Here is a 23,158-nt window from a genome sequence, read left to right as displayed (position 1 = left end):
GAAAAACAATGAAACGCAGCAAATAGCCGAAAGTTCAGCCAGCCGTGCAGGCAAATGTAATGGAATGTTGTAGGAAACCATAATCACGCATCAGCGATACAAACCTGGGGTATGGCAGGGAAAAACGCTCTTTAGACTACCGAACCTAAATGAGAGTAATTGTAATTTAGACTCGGAAGTTGCCCATGTCATCGCCCACATCTCGCAGCCACACGCTGCACACCACCCTGGCACCGATGTTCGGCCTGCTGGCTGCCGGCAGCGTCGCCCCGATTGCCTTTGCCGATGCGCCACCGGCCAAGTCCAACGATTCGGTGCTGAGCCTGCCGGAAATCAAGGTCGATGCTGAAGCCACCTCCACTTTCAAAGTGGACCGGGTGACCTCGGCAAAAATCAGCCAACCGCTGCTCGACGCCCCGCAAAGCGTGACCATCGTGCCGCAGCAGGTGCTCAAGGAGCAGAACGCGCAGACCTTGCAGGAAGTGTTGCGCAACGTGCCGGGGATTACCTTCATGTCTGGCGAGGGCAACCTGGGGTGGGGCGACCTGTTTTCGATTCGCGGGTTTTCTTCCGAGCAGAGCCTGACCGTCGACGGCGTGCGCGATGCGGGCATGTCCACGCGTACCGACACCTTCAACCTGCAACAGGCGGAAGTGTTCAAGGGCACCGGGTCCATCGAGTCCGGAGTGTCCGCCGTGGGTGGCAGCGTCAACCTGGTCAGCAAGGAAGCGCACCTGGGCGATGCCAACAAAGTCTCGGCCGGGATCGGCACCGACAGCTACCGCCGCCTCACGGCCGACCTTAACAAGCAGCTGAACGACACCACCGCCGTACGCGTCAACCTGATGAAGCACTACAACCAGGTGGCCGAACGTGACGACGTGGACTACGACCGCTGGGGCATCGCAACCTCGTTCGGCTTCGGCCTGGGCACCGACACGCGCTTCTTCGTCGACACTTTCTATCAGAAAGACACCAACACCCCGGACGGCGGCGTGCCGATTCAGCGTGGGACGAACGGCGATCGCATGCCCGGCGTGAAGCGCTCCAACTGGTACGGCGACTCGAGCCTCTACACCCAAGAGAACAAAACCACTTCGCTCACGGCGCGCTTCGAGCATGACTTCGACTGGAATGACGCCAACCTGCGCAACCAGACGCGTTGGGAACGCAGCGACAATTTTGCCGTGCTCTCCCCGGCGCGCTTCTTCGCCGCCAACGCCAACGGCCAGAAGACCTGCACCGGCACCCGTTGTGCGACCTTGGACTACACCGGTGTAGGACCGATCAGCCAAGTGCCGGGCAGCACGGTGAATGCCTACACCGACTACGTGAATAACAGCAACACCGCCTACGGCATCCTGCGCGGCAGTGACTTCGGTTTGTCCAAGCGCTACACCATCCTCGACAACCAGACCGACTTCAACTTCAACCTCACCACCGGCAGCCTGCAGCACGCCGTGGTCAGCGGCTTGGAGTTCTATCACGAGACTTACGGCGGCCTGAAACGCAACGCCAAGGTGCCGGCTGGCAACATGCTGTTCGACCTGAACGACCCCAGCCACAGCTTCGCCAGCACCTACGTGACCAAAGGCGAAGGCGACCCGCGCTCAGTGATCGACAACGCCGGGATCTACCTGGGCGACACCATCACCCTCAACGATCAGTGGCAAGTGCTGGGGTCGCTGCGCTATGACAACTGGCGCGCACAAACCAGCCAACGCGGCCAGGCGACAATCAGCAGCACCGACGGTGCCGTCAGTGGCCGGGTCGGCGCGGTGTTCAAGCCATTGCCCAACGGCAGCCTCTACGTGTCCTACAGCGAGGCGGCGCAGCCGTCGGCACTGGGCGCGTCGACCAACAACCAGATCTACGGCGCGGCCAGCACCAGCAACTACAGCCCGGCCAAGTCCAAGACCTATGAACTGGGCACCAAGTGGGACATTGCCCACGATATGCTCAACGTCACAGCAGCGATCTTCCGCACCGAACTGGACAATGCCTGGGAATACCAGGACGGCGAATCCGCCCCGGTACGCGCGCTGCCCGCCAAGCGTGTAGACGGCATCGAACTGGGCCTGCAAGGCAATATCACCCCGCGCTGGACCGCCTACAGCGGTTTCTCTGCACTCAAAAGCACCCAGACCAAAGGCATCAACAAGGGCGCCGAAGCCAAGAACGTGCCTGACCTGACCGCCAACCTGTGGACCACCTACGCCGTCACTGACGCCCTGAGCCTCAGCTACGGCGAGCAATACGTGGGCCGCCGCCGTTACACCGACAACAAATACGTCGGCGGCTTGAACAACAACAGCAGCTACGCCAACGGCCCGTCCGGCGTGTATGCGATCTACACCCGCGACCACGAAAAAGCCCCCGGCTACTGGCTGAGCAACCTGGCCGCGCAATACAAGGTGAACAAGGACACCACGGTCAACCTCAACCTCAACAACGTGTTCAACAAGTTCTACTACAGCCAGGTCGGCGCGTCCCTCGACGGCTTCCAGCTCTACGGCATCCCAGGTGCCGGGCGCACCCTCACCGCCAGCGTCGACTATGAGTTCTGAACCGTGCTGATCGAAATCCCGGCATTGCTCAGTGCCAGCGAAGTCGACACCACCGTGGCCGCCTTGCTCGATCAGCCCTGGGTGGACGGCAAGGTGACGGCCGGGCAGCGCTCGGCCATGGCGAAAAACAACCGGCAACTGACGGAAGATTCACCGATGGCCCTGCGCATCGGTGAGCAGATTCTGGCGCGGCTGTCGGACAACGCGCTGTTCATGTCGGCGGCCTTGCCCAAGCGCATTTACCCGCCGCTGTTCAACCGCTACAGCGGTGGTGAAGCCTTCGACTGGCATATCGACAACGCCATTCGCGGCATCAAGGGCGTGCGCGAACGGGTGCGCACCGACATCTCCGCCACGCTGTTCCTGGCCGACCCGGCCAGCTACGACGGCGGTGAACTGGTGATCCGCGACACCTTCGGCGAGCACGCGGTGAAGCTGCCCGCCGGCCACCTGCTGATCTACCCCGGCAGCAGCCTGCACAAGATCAACCCGGTCACCCGCGGTGAACGCATCGCGAGTTTTTTCTGGATCGAAAGCCTGGTGCGCGAAGACAGCCAGCGCCAGTTGCTATTGGACATGGACGTCGCCATCCAGACCCTCACCGCCCAAGACGCCGACCACCACGCGCTGCTGCAACTGAGCGGCGCCTACCACAACCTGTTGCGGCGCTGGAGCGATGTCTGATGCGCCGCCTGCACCTGGAGTCCCTGCCATGTTGAAACCCCGTCACCTGCTCAAGCTGGGTGTGCTGTTCGGCGCCCTGGTCCTTGGCCACGCTGAATCCGCTGCCGCCCATGAAGTCACCGACGTACTGGGCCGCAAGGTCGAAGTGGCGGACACCGTAAAGCGCGTTGTCCTAGGTGAAGGCCGGCTGATTTCGGCGTTTGCGTTGCTGGACAAGGACGCGCCCTTCCAGCGCATCGTCGGCTGGCAGAATGATTTGCGCCTGCTCGACCAACACACCTACAACGCCTACGTGGCGAAATTTCCCACAGTGAAAGACATCCCGCTGATCGGTCAAGCGTCGGAACAAAGCGTCAGCGCCGAGGAAATCCTTTCGCTGAAACCTGACCTGGCAGTGTTCAGCATTTCCGGTCACGGCCCGACCGAACACAGTCCGGTCGCCGATGTGCTGGCCAAGGCGGGCATTCCGGTGGTGTTCGTCGACTTCCGCATCAACCCGGTGCAGGGCACTCACACCAGCATGACTGCGCTGGGCCAGGCATTGGGGCGTGAAGCCCAGGCCAAGGCGTTCCTGGGCTTCTATGACCAGCACATCAAGGTGATCACCGATGCGGTCGCCACCTTGCCGGCGGGGCCGCGCCCGAGTGTGTTCCTCGAACTGCTGGCCGGCGTTTGGCAAGCGCCGGGGCATACCACCGGCAAGAGTGGCATGGGCGAACTGATCGCACTGGTCGGCGGGCGCAATATCGCGGCTGGCGTGGTGCCGGGTGCGCTGGGCGATATCAGCGTCGAATACGCGCTCAAGGCCGACCCGGATGTGTATATAGCCACCGGCAACCGCAAGCCCGGCTTGATCTTGGGCGCGGGTGTTGGCGCAGATGAAGCCCACGAGGCGCTGGACCGGGTATTGGCGCGTCCCGAATTCGCCAATCTTCGTGCAATCCGCGAAGGCAATGCCCACGGCCTGTGGCATGACTTCTATAACTCACCGTACAACCTGCTGGCGATTGAATCGTTGGCCAAATGGGTGCACCCAGAGCTGTTCGCCAAGCTGGATCCGCAGGCGACCATGAACCAGATCAACGCGCAATTCCTGGGGATGCCGTTGCAGGGTGCCTATTGGATCGACAGCAAGCCCGCTGTAGAAACGCGGTAAAAACTGTGGGAGCGGGCTTGCTCGCGAATGCGCAGTGTCAGTCAATGAATATGTCGACTGATACACCGCATTCGCGAGCAAGCCCGCTCCCACATTTAGATCTTTATTGTTTTCGAAATTGTGTGAGCCCAATGACCACTCAAACCCTCGACCTTGCCAACGCCACCGACGGCTACCGTCGCCTGTTGGCGCGGCGCGCCTGGCTGCTGGGCCTGCTCGGTACGGCGCTGGTGTGCGCCATCCTCGTGGACCTTGCCAGCGGCCCCTCGGGTATGGGCCTGCTGGCCTTGCTCGACGGTATCCTGCACCCGTCGCATCTGAGCGCCACCGACCAAGTAATCATCTGGAACGTGCGCCTACCCTATGCACTCATGGCAGTGCTGGTGGGCTGCGCGCTGTCATTGGCCGGGGCCGAGATGCAGGCGATCCTGAACAACCCGCTGGCCAGCCCGTTCACCCTGGGCGTGTCGTCGGCCGCAGCGCTGGGCGCGTCCCTGGTGATTGTGTTTCCGGTGACGACGCTGTGGGTGTCGGCCAATACGGCGATTTCCCTCTCAGCCTTCATCTTCGCCGCGGCTTCGGTGTTCTTGCTGCAAGCCATGTCGCGTTTGCGCGGCGCCGGGGTGGAAAGCCTGGTGCTGTTCGGCATCGCCCTGGTGTTCAGTTGCAACGCGGTGGTGGCGCTGCTGCAACTGGTGGCCACCGAAGACGTGTTGCAACAGCTGGTGTTCTGGACGTTGGGCAGTGTGACCCGCGCCAACTGGGACAAGCTCGGCATCCTGGCGCTGGTGGTCGCGGTAGTGCTGCCGTTTTCCTTTGCCGCCGCACCGCGCCTGACCCTGTTGCGCATGGGTGAGGACCGTGCGCAAAGCTTTGGCGTGGACGTGAAGCGCCTGCGGTTTTTCTCACTGTTGCGCATCAGCCTGCTGTCGGCCACCGCCGTGGCCTTTGTGGGCACAATCGGCTTTATCGGCCTGGTCGGTCCGCATATCGCGCGGATCCTGGTGGGCGAAGATCAACGTTTCCTGTTGCCGGCCAGCGCCCTGACCGGCGCGTTGCTGCTGTCGCTGTCGTCGATTGCCAGCAAGTTGATCATGCCCGGCGTGATTGTGCCGGTGGGCATCGTCACCGCGTTGGTGGGCGTGCCGATTTTCGTGGTGCTGGTGTTTAAGCGGGGGAGGCAGTTATGAGCGAAGGTTTGAGCGTACACAACGCCCAGGTGAGTTACGGGCGTCGGCAGATCGTGCACGACCTTAGTCTGCCCACCCTGCCCCACGGCAGCCTGACCGCTCTGATCGGCCCCAACGGCGCGGGCAAGTCCACCCTGCTGCGTGCCGTGGCCGGGCTGGAAAAGATGCAAGGCGTTGTACGATTGGGTGACCTTGACCTGTCGGCCATGTCTGTTGCCGAGCGCGCGCGGCGCGTGACCTACATGCCGCAGAACCTGCCGCCAGGCTTGAGCCTCAGCGTGATGGAAAGTGTGATCGCCGCCCTGCGCGTGGCCAATGTCGAGGGCATCCCGTTGTCCAGCGACGCCTGCCTGCGTGAAGCCTTCGACGCCTTGCAACGCATTGGCATCGCACATTTGGCTGATCAGCTGTTGAGCACGCTTTCCGGTGGCCAACGCCAATTGGTCAGCCTCGCCCAACTCATCGCGCGTCGCCCGCAGGTGATGCTGCTGGACGAACCCACCAGCGCCCTAGACCTCAATTACCAACTGAAAGTCATGGATTGCGTGCGCGATTTGGTGCGCGAACACAACCTGATTGCCGTGGTGGTGCTGCACGACATCAACCTCGCCGCGCGCTTCGCCGACCATATTGCCGTGCTGCGCCAGGGACGCTTGTATGCCAGCGGTGCAGCGGACGACGTGCTTAACCCACTGCTGTTTGCCGAGGTGTATCGCGTGCGGGCACGCATCGAGCGCTGTTCGCAGCAGACCGTGCAGGTGTTGGTGGACGGCGCCTTTTAATTTGCTTCTAAGGGTATGCGCAAATGTTTCATTGAATTTTCGCACACCCAACATTACCTATACCTACAGGCATTCGCTCAAGCATCACCACTTTTGGAGAGCTTCATGATCGACCTGTACTACTGGACTACCCCCAACGGTCACAAAGTATCGCTGTTCCTGGAAGAAGCCGGCCTACCCTATAAGGTGCACCCGATCAATATCGGCCAGGGCGAACAGTTCAAGCCTGACTTCCTGAAGATCGCTCCCAACAACCGCATTCCAGCCATCGTCGATCAGGATCCGACCGACGGTGGCGCGCCGATTTCGCTGTTTGAATCCGGCGCGATCCTGCTGTACCTCGCGGAAAAAACCGGCCAGTTCCTTCCAAAAGACCTGCGTGGTCGTCAGGAAGCGCTGCAATGGCTGTTCTGGCAAATGGGCGGCCTGGGGCCGATGGCGGGTCAGAATCATCACTTCAGCCAGTTCGCACCAGAGAAAATCCCTTACGCGATCAAGCGCTACGTGGATGAAACCGCCCGCCTTTACGGCGTGCTCGACCGACGCCTGGCGGACCGTGCGTTCGTGGCGGGCGAGGCCTACAGCATCGCCGATATGGCGATCTACCCGTGGATCGTTTCCCACAAGTGGCAGAGCCAACGCCTGGAAGATTTCCCACATCTGCATCGCTGGTTCAACAGCATCAAGGAACGGCCAGCGACGGTCCGGGCGTATGAGCTGGTGCAGAAAGTGAACCCGCCCAAATCCTGAGCCTGGCCCTTTGTAGGAGCCGGCTTGCCGGCGATGGCGATTGAACAGTCGCCATCTTCGCTGAGGCTGACGGCTTCATCGCCGGCAAGCCGGTTCCTACAGTTATTACGCGTTTTACAAATCAATCGATAAATAAGCATCGACTCCCGCTTGCGTCGTTTCGCCGCGCTCACTAACGTAGCGCCTTTACTGACGCTACCCCCGCAGGAGCTTTGCCATGGCCTCGCCAGCCCTCTCACATTTTCTTCCCCGGTTCGGCGTTGCCGCGGCAGTGGCCAGTGCGTTAAGCCTGGCCGGTTGCCAGCTCCAGAGCACCCAGGACTCCCTGCCCCCGGTTGCCGGCGTGCAGCCGATCAAAGGCCTGGCACAGAATGTGTCCGTGCGCCGCAATGCCCAAGGCATGCCGTTGATTGAAAGCAACACCTTCCATGACGCGCTGTTCAGCCTCGGTTATGTGCACGCCAGTGACCGCATCACGCAGATGGTCACCCTGCGCCTGCTGGCCCAGGGCCGCCTGGCGGAAATGTCCGGGCCGGAGGTGCTGGATGTCGACCGGTTCATGCGCGCGGTCAACCTGAAAAAAAGCGCCGGCGAGCTGTATAACGCGTCAAGCCCGCGCCTCAAGCGCTTCTTCGAAGTGTATGCGCGTGGCGTCAACGCCTACCTGTTCCGCTACCGCGACAAGCTGCCGCCGGACCTGGCACAGACCGGCTACACGCCCGAGTACTGGAAGCCGGAAGACTCGGCACTGCTGTTCTGCCTGCTGAATTTCAGCGAATCGGCCAACCTGCAGGAAGAAATTTCGTCGCTGGTGCTGGCGCAGAAAGTCGGCGTCGACAAACTCGCCTGGCTCACGCCCAGCGCACCGGATGAAGCGATCCCGCTGGCCGAGGCCGAGAAACTCAAGGGCGTGAACCTGGGCCAGATCACCGGTCTCGCCGGCCTGGATACGGTCAGCCAACAACTGAGCAGTCTCAATTCACTGGCAGTCACTACCTCGAGCAACTGGGCCATCGGCCCGCAACGCAGCCGCAGCGGTAAGAGCCTGTTGGCAGGCGACCTCGCCGCCCAGCCGCAAGCGCCGTCGCCGTGGAGCTACGTGCAGATCCGTGCGCCGAAATACCAGGCCGTGGGCGCCTCGATTGCTGGCTTGCCGATGCTGTTGTCCGGTTTTAACGGCAAGGTCGCGTGGAGCATGAGCACGGTCAAGGGCGACACCCAGGACCTGTTCCTGGAAAAGGTCAAACGCCAGGGCAGCGCGTTGTACTACGAGAACAACGGCAAATGGCTACCCGCCGGTGTGCGAAACGAAACCTTCTTCGTCAAAGGCCAACGCTCGATTCGCGAAGTGGTGTACGAAACCCGTCACGGCGCCCTGCTTAACAGCAGCCAGGCGCTGACCACGGGCCTGGGTTTGGCGCTGCAAACCGCCGACTTCAAGGACGACAAGAGCCTGGACGCGTTCTTCGACCTGTCCCGCGCCCAAAACGCGGGCAAGGCCTCGGACGCAACCCGCGAAATTCGCGCCATTGCGCTGAACATGATCTTCGCCGACGCCAGCAATATTGGCTGGCAAGTCACCGGGCGCTTCCCTAACCGCCGTGAAGGTGAGGGCCTGCTGCCGTCGCCGGGCTGGGACACGCGTTTTGACTGGGACGGTTACGCCGATGCGATGCTGCACCCCTACGACCAGGACCCGGCTCAAGGCTGGATCGGCACCGCCAACCAGCGCACCGCGCCGCGCGGTTATGGCATGCAACTGTCCAACTCCTGGGATGCCCCGGAGCGCAGCGAGCGCCTGGCGCAACTGGCCAATGCCGGCAAGCATGACAGCCGCAGCATGATCGCCATGCAGTACGACCAGACGACGACCTTCGCCGCCAAGCTCAAGACCCTGTTCCAGGCACCGGGCATGGCCCAGCCGCTGAAACAGGCGATTGACGCGCTGCCGGCGGCCGAACAGGTCAAGGCACGTGAAGCACTGGGCCGCCTGATGGCCTTTGATGGCCGCTTGGTATCCACCTCCGCCGACGCGGCGATCTATGAACTGTTCCTGCAGGAAAGCACCAAACAGATCTTCCTCGACGAACTCGGCCCGGAAAACAGTGCCAGCTGGAAGGCGTTTGTCAGCAATGCCAACCTGTCCTACGCCGCCCAGGCCGACCACTTGCTGGGTCGCGAAGACAGCCCATTCTGGGATGACGTGCGCACCCCGCAGAAAGAAGACAAACCGGCGATCCTCGCCCGCAGCCTGGCCGCCGCGATCACTGCCGGTGATAGCCAATTGGGAGCCGATCACAAGGCCTGGCAGTGGGGCAAACTGCACACCACCACTTGGAAAAACACCAATGGCCAGGTGATTCGCGGCCCACTGGCGTCCGGTGGCGACCACAACACCTTGAACCCGGCGCCGTACAGCTGGGGCCAGGACTTCACCACCACCCAGGTACCGGCGCTGCGCATGATCGTCGACTTTGGCCAGGTGGAACCGATGATGGGCCAGGGCGGCATCGGGCAGTCCGGCAACCCGGCCAGCCCGAACTATGCCAACGGCATCGACCCGTCGCTCAAGGCGCAATACCTTAGCTTCCCGATGCAACCGCAGAACTTCGAAAAGGTGTATGGAAAGGCTCGGTTGACCCTGACGCCGGGCAAATAATCCGGCAAGTGTGGGGCGGGCTTTTACTGTGGTGAGCGGGCTTGCCCCGCGCTGGGTGGCGAAGCCGCCCTAAAACCAGGCGACCTGTTTCTGACTGGAAGCATGCGTTGACTGGATTGGGGCCGCTTCGCGCCCAAGCGCGGGGCAAGCCCGCTCACCACAACGAGCCCGCTCACTACAATAGTTAATCGAACTTCTCATCGCCCGCCCGCCTCCTACCTGATAAGCCCATCGCCCCCGGCACGCCCATGGACCTTGTCATTGCCCGCCCCGAAGGCCTCTACTGCCCCGCCGGAGATTTCTACATCGACCCCTGGCGCCCGGTGGAGCGCTCGGTCATCACCCACGCCCATGGCGACCACGCGCGCACCGGCAACCAGCACTACCTGGCGGCAGCCCCCGGCGAAGGCATCCTGCGTTCACGACTGGGCCAGGACATCAACCTGCAGACCCTGGCCTACGGCGAGCCACTGGTCCACCACGGCGTCACCTTGAGTTTTCACCCTGCCGGGCATGTCTTGGGTTCGGCCCAGGTGCGCCTGGAATACCGGGGCGAAGTCTGGGTCGCGTCCGGTGACTACAAAGTCGAGCCCGACGGCACCTGCGCGCCCTTCGAACCGGTGCGCTGCCATACCTTTATTACCGAGTCGACCTTCGGCCTGCCGATCTACCGCTGGCAGCCCCAGGCGCAGATCTTCGCCGGGATCAACGATTGGTGGCAGGCGAATATCGCCGCCGGCAAAGCCAGCGTGTTGTTCTGTTATTCCTTCGGCAAGGCCCAGCGCATCCTGCATGGCATCGACGCCAGCATCGGCCCGATCCTCAGCCATGGCGCGGTCGAGCCGTTGAACCGGGTGTACCGTGAGGCCGGCATCTATATTCCTGAAACCCTCTACGCCGGTGACTTCAAGAAAACCGACCCACTGCTGCGCCAGGCCTTGATCATCGCCCCACCCTCGGCCGGCGGCAGCAGTTGGATCAAGCGCTTCGGCGACTACAGCGACGCCTTCGCCAGCGGCTGGATGCGCCTGCGCGGCACCCGACGCAGGCGCGGCGTGGACCGAGGTTTTGTGCTATCGGACCACGCCGATTGGCCCGGCCTGTTGTGGGCCATCGAGCAAACCGGCGCCGAGCGGGTGATGGTTACCCACGGGTCTGTCGGAGTATTGGTACGCCATCTGCGGGAAAAAGGCCTGGATGCCCAGGGCTTCACCACTGAATACGGTGACGACGAAGAAGAGGCCAGCGCATGAAGGCCTTTGCCGAGCTGTACGCCAACCTCGACGCCACCACCTCCAGCAACGCCAAGCTGGCCGCGCTGCAAGCCTACTTCCGCGATGCTGCGCCGGAAGATGCGGCCTGGGCCGTGTATTTCCTTTCCGGCGGACGCCCTCGGCAACTGGTGCCGACGCGCCTGCTGCGGGACATGGCCACTGAAGCATCGGGTATCGAGCCATGGTTGTTTGAAGAAAGCTACCAATCAGTGGGCGATCTGGCAGAAACCATTTCCCTGCTGCTGCCGGAATCTACCTACACCTCGGAGGACGGCCTGGCGGTGTGGCTGGAGGAAAAACTCCTACCCCTGCGTGGCTTGCCGCCATTGGAATTGGCCGAGCGTCTACCTGCGTTATGGGCGCAACTGGATCAACCCAGCCTGATGGTCTGCATCAAGTTGATCACCGGCAGCTTCCGTGTGGGCGTGTCCAAGCTACTGGTCACCCGCGCCCTCGCCGCAATGGCCGATCTGGACAGCAAGCGCGTGGCGCAACGGCTGGTGGGCTACACCGATCTGTCTAACCGTCCTACGCCGCAGGGTTATCTCAAGCTCATCGCCGCCGAATCGCCCGACGAACATGCGCAACGCGGCGGGCAGCCTTATCCGTTTTTTCTCGCCCATGGTTTGGCGCAACCCGTGGAGCAATTCAACGATTTGCTTGGCTCTCCCGCCGACTGGCAAGTGGAATGGAAGTGGGATGGCATCCGCGCGCAACTGGTGAAGCGTGACGGCCGCCTGTGGATCTGGTCCCGTGGCGAAGAATTGGTGACTGAGCGCTTCCCCGAACTGCATAGCCTGGTAAGCGGCTTGCCCGACGGCACGGTGATCGACGGCGAAATCGTGGTGTGGAAAGACGCGGTGCAACCGTTCGCGCTGCTCCAACAACGGATTGGGCGCAAGACCCTGAGCAAAAAAGTGCTGGAGGACGCCCCGGTTGCGGTGCTGGCCTACGACCTGCTGGAACATCAGGGCGACGATTGGCGCAACCACACCCAGGCTGAGCGTCGCACGCAACTTGAGCAGGTAATTGCCCAGTGCAACCGGCCGGTATTACTGGCATCTCCCCTGTTGACCGGTGCAACCTGGGAAGAACTGGCCGAACAACGCGAAGCCTCGCGCAGTCTCGGTGTGGAAGGCATGATGCTTAAAGCACGCGATGGCCTGTACGGCGTCGGCCGCACCAAGGACATGGGCGTGTGGTGGAAGTGGAAGGTCGACCCGTTCAGCGTCGATGCGGTGTTGATCTATGCCCAACGCGGTCACGGTCGACGCGCCAGCCTCTACAGCGACTACACGTTTGCCGTGTGGGACGGCCCGCCCGGCAGCGAACGCACGCTAGTGCCATTCGCCAAGGCCTACTCCGGCCTGACCGACGAAGAGATGCGCAAGGTCGATGCGATTGTGCGCAAGACCACGGTGGAAAAGTTCGGCCCGGTGAGCAGCGTCACGCCGAGCATGGTGTTCGAACTGGGGTTCGAAGGCATTGCCCTGTCCAAGCGGCACAAGAGTGGGATTGCGGTGCGGTTTCCACGGATGTTGCGGTGGCGGCAGGATAAAACCGTGGAAGACGCTGACAACCTTGCCGCCCTGCAAGACCTCCTGACCTGATTCCTGCTTAAAAATGGCACAAATCCTTGTGGGAGCTGGCTTGCCTGCGATGGCGGCGTGTCAGTGAAAAATGAATTCTCTGATCCACCGCCATCGCAGGCAAGCCAGCTCCCACATTATTGATCTGCGCCAGAACCAAATTGGTGCACTGTTTTTTGCGCGCCCATTTTCGGGCATCTCCTACACTCAGCTCTCCCTTGTCCCACCTTTTAAAACGACCATTCGGAACTACATTCGGAACTATGGTGCAGAAATTGCTACTTGTGATCCGTCTGACACCGTTCAGTAACAGTCCTAAATGCGCCACAAGCGCTTATCTTGGTTTCCAGGGATTACATAATGAAAAAAGCATTGCTGACCCTTTCTGCACTGGCCCTGTGCATGGCCGCCGGTTCCGCGCTGGCCAAGGAATACAAGGAACTGCGTTTTGGTGTCGATCCGTCCTACGCGCCGTTCGAATCCAAGGCCGCCGACGGCAGCCTGGTGGGCTTCGATATCGACCTGGGCAATGCGATCTGCGCCGAGCTGAAAGTGAAGTGCAAGTGGGTTGAAAGTGACTTCGACGGCATGATTCCAGGCCTCAAGGCCAACAAGTTCGACGGCGTGATTTCGTCCATGACCGTGACCCCGGTGCGTGAAAAGGCCATCGACTTCTCCAGTGAACTGTTCTCCGGCCCTACTTCGCTGGTATTCAAGAAAGGCGCAGGCTACTCCACACCTGAGTCCCTCAAGGGCAAGTCCGTGGGCTACGAGCAAGGCACCATCCAGGAAGCCTATGCCAAGGCCGTATTGGATAAAGCCGGTGTGACCACCAAGGCCTACGCCAACCAGGACCAGGTGTATGCCGACCTGACCTCCGGGCGTCTCGACGCATCCGTGCAGGACATGCTGCAAGCCGAACTGGGCTTCCTGAAGTCGCCGGCAGGCGCCGGTTACGAAGTCAGCGCGGCCATCGACGACCCGTTGCTGCCGTCGAAAACCGCCATCGGTATCAAAAAAGGTAACACTGAGCTGAAGGCGCTTTTGGATAAAGGTATCAAAGCGTTACACGATGATGGCACCTACGCCACCATCCAGAAGAAACACTTTGGCGATCTGAACCTGTACAGCGGCAAATAATGCCTGGAGCGCCCTTCCCCGGAGGGGCGCTTTTTTATCGCCATAGGTCCTGATTTATGTTCGAAGAATTGTTGCAAACCCTCGGGTTGAGCACGCTCAGCTTGAAGGGTTTCGGCCCGCTGTTGCTGCAAGGCACCTGGATGACTATCAAGTTGTCGGTGCTGTCCCTGGCCGTCAGCGTGTTGCTGGGCCTGCTCGGCGCCAGCGCCAAACTCTCCAGCCTGCCCTTCCTGCGTATTCCCGCCCAGCTCTACACCACGTTGATTCGCGGCGTGCCCGACCTGGTGCTGATGCTGTTGATTTTCTACAGCCTGCAAACCTGGCTGACCGGCTTGACCGACTTCATGGAGTGGGAATACATCGAGATCGACCCCTTCAGCGCCGGGGTGATCACCCTCGGTTTTATCTACGGTGCGTACTTCACCGAGACCTTTCGCGGCGCGATCCTCGCGGTGCCCCGTGGCCAACTGGAAGCCGCCACGGCCTATGGCCTCAAGCGCGGCCAGCGGTTTCGCTACGTGACCTTCCCGCAGATGATGCGCTTTGCCCTGCCGGGAATCGGCAATAACTGGATGGTGATGCTCAAGGCCACGGCCCTTGTGTCGATCATCGGCCTGGCCGACCTGGTCAAGGCTGCCCAGGATGCCGGCAAGAGCACCTATCAGTTGTTCTACTTTTTGGTCCTCGCGGCGTTGATCTACCTGTTGATCACCAGCGCGTCCAACTTCGTCCTGCGCCGCCTTGAACGTCGCTACTCCGCGGGTGCCCGGGAGGCCGTGCGATGATCGAACTCTTGCAGGAATACTGGCGCCCCTTCCTTTATAGCGACGGCCAGCACATCACCGGCCTGGCCATGACGATGTGGCTGCTCACTGCCGCGCTGGTCATCGGCTTTCTGGTGTCGATCCCGTTGTCCATCGCCCGTGTGTCGCGCAAGCGCCTGGTGCGTTGGCCGGTGCAGTTCTACACGTACCTGTTCCGGGGCACGCCGCTCTATATCCAGTTGCTGATCTGCTACACCGGCATCTACAGCCTCGCCGCCGTGCGCGAACAACCGTTGCTGGATGCGTTCTTTCGCGACGCGATGAACTGCACCATCCTGGCCTTCGCCCTCAACACCTGCGCGTACACCACGGAGATTTTCGCCGGGGCGATCCGCAGCATGGCCCATGGCGAAGTCGAAGCGGCCAAGGCCTACGGCTTGAGCGGCTGGAAGTTGTACGCCTATGTGATCATGCCGTCGGCGTTGCGTCGTTCGCTGCCCTACTACAGCAATGAAGTGATCCTGATGCTGCACTCGACCACGGTGGCCTTCACCGCGACGATCCCGGACATCCTCAAAGTGGCGCGGGATGCCAACTCGGCCACTTTCATGACCTTTCAATCATTCGGTATCGCTGCGCTGATCTACCTGACCGTGACCTTTGCCCTGGTCGGTCTGTTCCGCTTGGCGGAGCGTCGTTGGCTGGCCTTCCTCGGGCCGAGTCATTAAGGAGTTTTTATGCGTCATCAGGTCCATGAACTGATCGCGCCGGTGCCAGGGACGGCACGGCAGATTCACAGTTTTCACTTCGGCCCGGAACAGGCCGAAGGCAAGATCTATATCCAGTCGTCGCTGCATGCCGATGAACTGCCAGGCATGCTGGTGGCTTGGCACCTCAAAGTACGCCTGGCTGAACTGGCGGCGGCCGGTCGCCTGCGCAGCGAGATTGTGCTGGTGCCCATCGCCAACCCGGTGGGCCTGGAACAGGTGCTGATGGATATCCCGCTGGGCCGCTACGAGCTGGAAAGCGGGCAGAACTTCAATCGCCTGTTTGTCGACCTCAGTGAGGCGGTGGGTAATCAAGTCGAGGAGCTGCTTGGGGAAGATCCCCAGCACAACGTCGAGTTGATCCGCGCCGCGCTGTCTACCGCCCTCGCTGCGCAAAGCGCCGAGACCCAACTGCAATCCCAGCGCCTGGTGCTGCAACGCCTGGCGTGCGATGCCGACATGGTGCTGGATCTGCATTGCGACTTTGAAGCCGTGGCGCACCTGTACACCACACCCGAGGCCTGGCCGCAGGTGGAACCATTGGCGCGTTACATCGGCTCGGAGGCCAATCTGCTGGCGACCGACTCCGGCGGGCAATCCTTCGATGAGTGTTTCACCCTGGTGTGGTGGCAGTTGCAGCAACGCTTCGGCGAGCGCTTCCCGATCCCCATGGGCAGCTTTTCGGTGACCCTCGAACTGCGTGGCCAGGGCGACGTCAATCACGGCTTGGCCGCCCTCGACTGCCAGGCGATCATCGATTACCTGATCCACTTCGGCGCCATTGCCGGGGAAGCCGCACCACTGCCCGACCTGCCCTACCCGGCCACACCGCTGGCAGGCGTTGAGCCGGTGGCGACGCCCATGGGCGGCCTGCTGGTATTCCGCGCCTTGCCCGGTGAATACCTGGACGCCGGACAACTGATCGCTGAAGTCATCGACCCCATTTTTGACCGCGTGACGCCCGTGCATTGTCGCAATGCCGGCCTGCTTTACGCCCGTTCGCTGCGCCGCATGGCCACTGCCGGGATGGTCATCGCCCATGTCGCCGGCACCGAGGCCTACCGCAGCGGCTATCTACTTTCGCCTTGAGGATGCACGCCCCATGTACAAATTGACCGTTGAAGGCCTGCATAAAAGCTATGGCGACAATGAGGTGCTCAAAGGTGTTTCGCTCAAGGCCAAGACCGGTGACGTGATCAGCTTGATCGGCGCCAGCGGCTCGGGCAAGAGCACCTTTTTGCGCTGCATCAACTTCCTGGAAACGCCCAACGACGGCGCCATGACCCTCGACGGCCAGCCGATCCGCATGGTCAGTGACCGCCACGGCATGCGCGTGGCCGATGACGCCGAATTACAGCGCCTGCGCACGCGCCTGGCGATGGTGTTCCAGCACTTCAACCTGTGGAGCCACATGAGCGTGCTGGAAAACATCACCATGGCCCCGCGTCGGGTGCTGGGTTGCAGCAAGAAGGACGCCGAGGACCGTGCCCGTCGTTATCTGGATAAAGTCGGCCTCCCTGCACGCGTGGCCGATCAGTACCCGGCGTTCCTCTCCGGCGGCCAGCAACAGCGCGTCGCCATCGCCCGCGCCTTGGCCATGGAGCCGGAGGTGATGCTGTTCGACGAACCCACCTCGGCCCTCGACCCGGAGCTGGTGGGCGAAGTGTTGAAGGTGATCCAGGGTTTGGCCGAGGAAGGCCGCACCATGATCATGGTGACCCACGAAATGAGCTTTGCACGCAAGGTGTCGAGCCAGGTGTTGTTCCTGCATCAGGGCCTGGTGGAAGAGCAAGGCGCGCCGGAAGACGTGCTGGGCAATCCGAAGAGCGAGCGTTTGCAGCAGTTTTTGAGTGGCAATTTGAAGTAAACCTTTGGCCGCTCTGGAGGGTCTGTGGAATAGGCCTTCCAGAGTGTCAGCCGCCCCATGGCAAAACCCACCGATTTCGCCAAACACTGGTTTGCCGCCAAAGGCTGGAAGCCGTTTGCCTTCCAGAAAGAGGTATGGGCGGCGGTCAAGAGCGGCCAATCGGGGCTGCTGCATGCCAGCACCGGTGCGGGTAAAACCTATGCGCTGTGGTTCGCCGCCCTCAACCGCTTCGCCATCACTCGCCCACCTGTAACCGCTAAACGCAAACCACCCGCTGAGCCGCTGACGGTGCTGTGGATCACGCCCATGCGCGCGCTGGCCGCCGACACCGCCCGCGCCCTTGAAGCCCCGCTTGAGGCGTTGCAAATTCCCTGGAGCGTCGGCCTGCGCACCGGCGACACCAGCAGCGGCGAGCGCGCACGCCAGACCCGCCGCCAGCCCACCGCACTGGTCACCACCCCGGAAAGCCTGACGCTGATGCTGGCGCGTGCCGACAGCGAAGTGAGCCTGGCGCACCTGCGCATGGTGGTGGTGGATGAATGGCATGAGCTGATCGGCAACAAGCGCGGTGTGCAGTTGCAACTGGCCTTGGCGCGCCTGCGGCGCTGGCATCCCGAATTGATGGTGTGGGGGATTTCGGCCACCTTGGGTAACCAATCCCACGCACTGGAGGTGTTGGTTCCACAAGGCGACGGGATCAATGTGCAGGGGCAGACGGCTAAACAGTTGGTCATCGACACCTTATTGCCCCCCGTGACCGAACGCTTTCCGTGGGCCGGGCATATTGGTTTGAAGATGCTGCCCCAGGTGGTGGCGCAAGTGGACGCCAGCAGCAGTTGCCTGGTGTTTACCAATACGCGGGCGCAGTCGGAGATTTGGTTCCAGGCATTGCTGGACGCCCGCCCCGATTGGGCTGGGGTGATTGCGCTGCACCATGGTTCGCTGTCCCGAGAGACCCGTGACTGGGTGGAACGGGCCTTGAAAGACGGCCAGCTCAAAGCGGTGGTGTGCACCTCAAGCCTGGACCTGGGGGTGGACTTCCTGCCGGTGGAGCGGGTGTTGCAGATCGGTTCGGCCAAAGGCATAGCGCGGCTGATGCAGCGCGCCGGGCGCTCGGGGCATGCACCGGGACGGCCGTCGAGGGTGACATTGGTGCCCACCCATAGCCTTGAGCTGGTTGAAGCCGCCGCCGCCCAGGATGCGATCGCGCAACGGCGTATCGAAGCGCGGGAATCGCCGTACAAGCCGTTGGATGTACTCGTACAGCACTTGGTCAGCATGGCATTGGGGGGTGGCTTCACGCCTGAGGCCTTGCTGACGGAAGTGCGCGGCGCCTGGGCCTATCACGACCTGACGGATGAAGACTGGGCCTGGGCCCTGGGTTTTGTGCGGCATGGTGGGCTGTCGTTGACCGCCTATCCGGATTATCGCCGGGTGGAACCGGACGAAGACGGTATCTGGCGTGTCCCGGATGCCCGGCTGGCGCGGCGCCATCGAATGAGCGTGGGCACCATCGTCAGTGATGCGAGCATCCACTTGAAATTCTGGAGCAAGGGCGGTGGCGGCAAGAACCTGGGCAGTGTCGAGGAGGGGTTTATTGCGCGGCTAAAGCCGGGAGATGGCTTTCTGTTCGCCGGCCGCCTGCTGGAGTTGGTGCGCGTGGAAAACATGACCGCCTATGTACGTCGCAGCACTGCCAAGAAAGCCGCCGTGCCGCGCTGGAATGGCGGACGCATGCCGCTTTCCAATGAGCTGGCGCAAGCGGTGGTGGAACGCTTTGATGCAGCGGCCCATGGCCGCTTCGAGGGACCGGAGATGCAAGCGGTGCAACCTTTGTTGCAAACGCAGTTACGCTGGTCCGGCTTGCCGACGCGCGAACATCTGCTGGCAGAGGCGCTGAAGTCACGGGAAGGCTGGCACCTGTTCCTCTATCCCTTTGCCGGGCGCCAAGTGCACCTGGGTTTGGCGAGCCTGCTGGCGTGGCGTGTGAGTCAACAGCAGGCGGTGACATTTTCGATCGCAGTCAATGATTACGGGCTGGAGTTATTGAGTGCCACTGCAGTGGATTGGCCGGCATTGCTGAATGATGCGCTACTGAGCCCTGAACATTTGCGGGAAGACGTGGCGGCCAGCCTGAATGCCGGGGAGCTGGCCCTGCGCCGCTTCCGTGAGATCGCTCGCATTGCCGGGCTGGTGTTTGCCGGCTATCCAGGCGCACCAAAAAGTACGCGGCAAGTGCAGGCCTCCAGCGGTTTGTTCTTTGAGGTGTTCAAGCAGTACGACCCGCAGAATCTGTTGCTGGCTCAGGCAGGCGAAGAAGTCTTACGCGATGAGCTGGATATTCGTCGGCTGGAAGAGACGTTGCGCCATCTTTGCGCGCTGAAACTGGACTTGCATCCGATCGAACGACCTACACCCCTGGCCTTTCCATTGTTGGTTGAACGGATGCGCGAAAGCCTGAGTTCGGAAAAACTCTCGGAACGCATCGCACGCATGGTCAAGGACCTGGAAAAAGTCGCGGATAACGGAAAGCGCTGATGGTGTGCACGGTGAGGCTGGAGGGTGAAGAACTATGGTTACTGGCGGACAAGGCGGTCTACTGGCCTGCACGCCAATGCCTGATGATCGCCGATGCGCATTTCGGCAAAGCCTCGGCGTATCGCAGCCTGGGGCAACCGGTGCCGCAAGGCACCACCACCGAGAACTTGCAGCGCCTGGACCGGCTGCTCTCAGCGCTACCCTGTGCTCAGGTGATTTTTCTCGGCGATTTCCTGCACGGCCCGGGATCGCACGCCAGTGGCACGTTGGGCGCTTTAAGAAGCTGGCGAGCGCTTAATCCTGACCTGCCCATGACTTTGATTCGTGGCAATCACGATAAACGCGCGGGGGACCCGCCCGAGGACTTGAGGGTAGAGGTGGTCACGGAGCCGCTGCTGATAGGCCCTTTTGCCTTGCAGCACGAACCTGACGCCCACCCCAGCCACCACGTCCTGGCGGGGCATGTGCATCCGGTGTATCGGTTACGTGGCAAGGGACGACAGAGCTTAAGGCTGCCGTGCTTTGTGGTCGGTGCCCGAGTGAGCCTGCTGCCGGCGTTCGGTGCATTTACCGGCGGGCATAGAGTGGAACAGGACAATGACCGCCGAATCTATGTGATTGGCGATCATGACGTCTGGCCAGTGGGTTAGGGATCAGGCAACCGGCGCGGGTGGCGGCTCGTCCGGCAGGGTCGGCTCGCCAGGCTCGGTCGGTTGTGGGTAATCCGGCTCGGGTTGACCGGGGATGCCGCCCGCATAAGCAGGGTCGGCCATCAGGGACCAGGCCAGAACGCCAATCTGATTGGGTTCAAGCCGGGCAAGTTCTGCGCTTATTCGCGGGTCGAGCTTCATAAAGTACTCCTCAAGCGTGGCCCGGCGCGTTTTACACGCACCGGGGCAGTACACCTAGATAGAGTCGCTTTTTGCAGACTAATTCCCTTTACGCGTAGGAGCTTTCGATCAAGCGCGTGGGAGAGTGACGCCGCGCTGGCCCTGATACTTGCCTGCACGGTCTTTGTAGGACACTTCACAGGCCTCGTCGGACTGCAGGAACAGCATCTGCGCCACGCCTTCGTTGGCGTAGATTTTCGCCGGCAGCGTGGTGGTGTTGGAGAACTCCAGGGTCACGTGACCTTCCCACTCGGGTTCAAGCGGTGTCACGTTGACGATGATGCCGCACCGCGCGTAGGTGCTTTTACCCAGGCAGATGGTCAGCACGTCACGGGGAATACGGAAGAATTCCACGGTGCGCGCCAGGGCGAAGGAGTTCGGCGGAATGATGCACACGTCGCTCTTGACGTCGACGAAGCTCTTTTCGTCAAAGTTCTTTGGATCGACGATCGCCGAATTGATGTTGGTGAACACCTTGAACTCATCGGCGCAGCGCACATCGTAGCCGTAGCTGGAAACGCCGTAGGAAATCACCGGTGCATCGCCCTGACCACGGATCTGGCGCTCGACGAACGGTTCGATCATGCCGTGTTCCTGCGCCATGCGGCGAATCCACTTGTCCGATTTGATGCTCATGGCGGGTGTCCTGAATAGCGAGGTGGAAAAATTCTGTGGGGCATCTTACCGGGGCTGGCGTTGGGGTTCAAAGGCCGCAGGGCTTTTCTTGACGAATGTGCCTGCTCCTATAAGCCGCGCCCAGTGGGGCCGGGACCTGTGCTGGCATGTCCGGTGAGCGGAAATACCACCGCCAGTCACGAATTTGGAGAAACCTTCGGAAATATCATTGGCACGTCCCGGAAAAAGGGTTAAGGTGGCGCCACTGTGCTGCTTGTGTCACTGAGAATCTCTACACGATATGTTGAATTTCGATCCAACCATCTCCAAGAATTTTTCCTGCTCTTTGCACTCAGTCTCGGCCAGGGCTTTTCCTGAGTCGCAGTTAACTTTGTCCAAGGAGATACACCATGTCTAATCGCCAAACTGGTACCGTTAAGTGGTTCAACGATGAAAAAGGCTTCGGCTTCATCACTCCACAATCCGGTGACGACCTGTTCGTTCACTTCAAAGCTATCCAATCCGACGGCTTCAAAAGCCTGAAAGAAGGCCAACAGGTTTCTTTCATCGCTACCCGCGGTCAGAAAGGCATGCAAGCTGAAGAAGTTCAAGTTATCTAACTTGTACTGACTTAGTCGAAAAGACCCCGCCCTTAAAAGCGGGGTTTTTTTATGCCTGGGATTCGGTGCTACACCCTCCCCTGTAGGAGCCCGGCTTGCCGGAGATGGCGGTCTTGAGGGCCTCATCACCGGCAAGCCGGGCTCCTACAGGGGCAGTGTTGGCAACGAATGATCAGCGCACAGCAAAACGCCCGGTGCATTCCCATGCACCGGGCGTTTTGTCATAGCGGTCTTATCAATCGTTACTGAAACAACGACTCACTCGACAAGCCATTCTTCTCCAGGATCTCACGCAAGCGCTTGAGCCCTTCTACCTGGATCTGCCGCACCCGCTCACGGGTCAGGCCGATCTCCAGGCCTACGTCCTCCAGGGTGCTGCTCTCATGGCCGCGCAGGCCGAAGCGGCGAATCACCACCTCACGCTGCTTGTCCGTGAGCTCCGACAGCCACTGGTCAATGCTTTGGGAAAGATCATCGTCCTGCAACAGCTCGCAAGGATCGGTAGGACGATCATCCGTCAGGGTGTCCAGCAGGGTTTTATCCGAATCAGGACCCAGCGAGACATCGACCGAAGACACGCGCTCATTGAGACCCAGCATGCGCTTGACCTCTCCTACCGGTTTTTCCAGCAGGTTGGCGATTTCTTCAGGCGAAGGTTCATGATCGAGTTTTTGGGTAAGCTCACGCGCTGCCCGCAGGTAGACGTTGAGCTCCTTGACCACATGGATCGGCAACCGGATCGTGCGGGTCTGATTCATGATCGCCCGTTCGATGGTCTGGCGAATCCACCAGGTGGCATAGGTCGAAAAGCGGAAGCCACGCTCGGGGTCGAACTTCTCCACAGCCCGGATCAGGCCCAGGTTGCCTTCCTCGATCAGGTCCAACAGGGACAGCCCACGATTGACGTAGCGCCGGGCGATTTTCACCACCAGGCGCAGGTTGCTTTCAATCATGCGCTTGCGCCCAGCCGGGTCGCCCTTTTGCGACAATCGCGCAAAATGGACTTCTTCTTCGGGGGTCAGCAGAGGGGAAAAGCCGATTTCATTGAGGTACAGCTGAGTGGCATCGAGCGCCCGTGTGTAGTCAATGTACTTGTGTTGCTTTAACGCGGTGGAGTTCTTGGATTTGGTGCGAACTGAAGGTACAGCAGGTCCCTCATTCGACATCGATTCCGTAGCGATACCGGTCTCCATAAGGAGAACCTCATCGTCGATGTCAAACTCCGGCGCTTCTTTACTGAGAGCCATTGTTATAGTCCTTTGGTGAGTTCGACCTCAAGCTCAAGCGGCGCCTTTATCCTTGGCAA

General features: G+C 61.1%; 20 protein-coding genes. 17 read left to right on the top strand and 3 right to left on the bottom strand.

Translation table 11 applies throughout. The annotated features are described in order from the left end of the window. Positions 1–185 precede the first annotated feature (185 nt). The 16 genes from RB216_RS06445 to pdeM all read left to right on the top strand — a co-directional run bounded on the left by RB216_RS06445 (position 186) and on the right by pdeM (position 20,377). Positions 186–2,567, top strand: a complete 2,382-nt coding sequence (locus tag RB216_RS06445; RefSeq protein ID WP_308908439.1) for a TonB-dependent receptor — start codon at positions 186–188, stop codon at positions 2,565–2,567. Positions 2,568–2,570: 3 nt separating this feature from the next. Continuing rightward, complete coding sequence (locus RB216_RS06440) at positions 2,571–3,251, top strand: Fe2+-dependent dioxygenase (protein WP_068931523.1); 681 nt, start codon at positions 2,571–2,573, stop codon at positions 3,249–3,251. Positions 3,252–3,279: 28 nt separating this feature from the next. Continuing rightward, positions 3,280–4,407 (top strand): ABC transporter substrate-binding protein, encoded by a 1,128-nt coding sequence (locus tag RB216_RS06435; protein ID WP_068931522.1) that lies wholly within the window; start codon positions 3,280–3,282, stop codon positions 4,405–4,407. A gap of 131 nt (positions 4,408–4,538) precedes the next feature. Then, on the top strand, positions 4,539–5,597 hold the full coding sequence (locus tag RB216_RS06430; RefSeq protein ID WP_028619229.1) for a FecCD family ABC transporter permease: 1,059 nt from the start codon (positions 4,539–4,541) through the stop codon (positions 5,595–5,597). After that, positions 5,594–6,379, top strand: a complete 786-nt coding sequence (locus tag RB216_RS06425) for an ABC transporter ATP-binding protein (RefSeq protein ID WP_198581459.1) — start codon at positions 5,594–5,596, stop codon at positions 6,377–6,379. Before RB216_RS06430 ends, RB216_RS06425 begins: the two co-directional genes overlap by 4 nt. Positions 6,380–6,484: 105 nt before the next feature. Beyond that, a complete protein-coding gene (locus RB216_RS06420; protein ID WP_126569966.1) occupies positions 6,485–7,129 on the top strand; it encodes a glutathione S-transferase N-terminal domain-containing protein in 645 nt (214 codons plus the stop codon). 217 nt (positions 7,130–7,346) lie between these two features. Further along, on the top strand, positions 7,347–9,788 hold the full coding sequence (locus tag RB216_RS06415; RefSeq protein WP_308908438.1) for a penicillin acylase family protein: 2,442 nt from the start codon (positions 7,347–7,349) through the stop codon (positions 9,786–9,788). Positions 9,789–10,036: 248 nt separating this feature from the next. Then, positions 10,037–11,041 carry a ligase-associated DNA damage response exonuclease gene (locus RB216_RS06410; RefSeq protein ID WP_028619225.1) on the top strand — a complete coding sequence of 335 codons (1,005 nt, stop codon included), beginning with the start codon at positions 10,037–10,039 and terminating at the stop codon, positions 11,039–11,041. Continuing rightward, on the top strand, positions 11,038–12,672 hold the full coding sequence (locus RB216_RS06405) for an ATP-dependent DNA ligase (protein ID WP_308908437.1): 1,635 nt from the start codon (positions 11,038–11,040) through the stop codon (positions 12,670–12,672). Before RB216_RS06410 ends, RB216_RS06405 begins: the two co-directional genes overlap by 4 nt. Before the next feature lie 339 nt (positions 12,673–13,011). Continuing rightward, complete coding sequence (locus tag RB216_RS06400) at positions 13,012–13,791, top strand: transporter substrate-binding domain-containing protein (RefSeq protein WP_021492416.1); 780 nt, start codon at positions 13,012–13,014, stop codon at positions 13,789–13,791. Between the two features lie 56 nt (positions 13,792–13,847). Continuing rightward, entirely contained in the window at positions 13,848–14,576 is a 729-nt protein-coding gene (locus tag RB216_RS06395) for an ABC transporter permease (RefSeq protein ID WP_028619223.1), read from the top strand. Then, the gene (locus RB216_RS06390; protein WP_028619222.1) at positions 14,573–15,283 is read left to right on the top strand and encodes an ABC transporter permease; all 711 of its coding nucleotides are present in this window, start codon (positions 14,573–14,575) and stop codon (positions 15,281–15,283) included. The genes RB216_RS06395 and RB216_RS06390 overlap by 4 nt, the downstream gene beginning before the upstream one ends. A gap of 9 nt (positions 15,284–15,292) precedes the next feature. Further along, on the top strand, positions 15,293–16,411 hold the full coding sequence (locus tag RB216_RS06385) for a succinylglutamate desuccinylase/aspartoacylase family protein (protein WP_028619221.1): 1,119 nt from the start codon (positions 15,293–15,295) through the stop codon (positions 16,409–16,411). 13 nt (positions 16,412–16,424) lie between these two features. Then, complete coding sequence (locus RB216_RS06380; protein WP_016976886.1) at positions 16,425–17,189, top strand: ABC transporter ATP-binding protein; 765 nt, start codon at positions 16,425–16,427, stop codon at positions 17,187–17,189. A gap of 57 nt (positions 17,190–17,246) precedes the next feature. Further along, positions 17,247–19,727 carry a ligase-associated DNA damage response DEXH box helicase gene (locus RB216_RS06375; protein WP_308908436.1) on the top strand — a complete coding sequence of 827 codons (2,481 nt, stop codon included), beginning with the start codon at positions 17,247–17,249 and terminating at the stop codon, positions 19,725–19,727. Then, positions 19,727–20,377: a ligase-associated DNA damage response endonuclease PdeM gene (gene pdeM / locus RB216_RS06370; protein WP_308908435.1), complete on the top strand. Its 651-nt coding sequence runs from the start codon at positions 19,727–19,729 to the stop codon at positions 20,375–20,377. Before RB216_RS06375 ends, pdeM begins: the two co-directional genes overlap by 1 nt. Before the next feature lie 3 nt (positions 20,378–20,380). Here pdeM and RB216_RS06365 read toward each other — a convergent pair whose 3' ends face one another. Together RB216_RS06365 and dcd are read right to left on the bottom strand one after the other, a co-directional pair. Next, entirely contained in the window at positions 20,381–20,578 is a 198-nt protein-coding gene (locus RB216_RS06365; protein ID WP_016976883.1) for a hypothetical protein, read from the bottom strand. 108 nt (positions 20,579–20,686) lie between these two features. Next, a complete protein-coding gene (gene dcd, locus RB216_RS06360) occupies positions 20,687–21,253 on the bottom strand; it encodes a dCTP deaminase (RefSeq protein ID WP_010212421.1) in 567 nt (188 codons plus the stop codon). 389 nt (positions 21,254–21,642) lie between these two features. Here dcd and RB216_RS06355 point away from each other — a divergent pair, with 389 nt between their 5' ends. After that, a complete protein-coding gene (locus tag RB216_RS06355) occupies positions 21,643–21,852 on the top strand; it encodes a cold-shock protein (protein WP_002554837.1) in 210 nt (69 codons plus the stop codon). 242 nt (positions 21,853–22,094) lie between these two features. On the opposite strand, the gene rpoS is transcribed toward RB216_RS06355, so the two are convergent. Then, complete coding sequence (gene rpoS / locus RB216_RS06350; RefSeq protein ID WP_025855149.1) at positions 22,095–23,099, bottom strand: RNA polymerase sigma factor RpoS; 1,005 nt, start codon at positions 23,097–23,099, stop codon at positions 22,095–22,097. Between the last annotated feature and the right edge of the window lie 59 nt (positions 23,100–23,158).

Source organism: Pseudomonas canadensis, assembly GCF_030980095.1.
Lineage (GTDB): Bacteria > Pseudomonadota > Gammaproteobacteria > Pseudomonadales > Pseudomonadaceae > Aquipseudomonas > Aquipseudomonas canadensis.
Note: the sequence above shows the minus strand (reverse complement) of the source record. Positions and strands in the feature narration are given on the sequence as shown.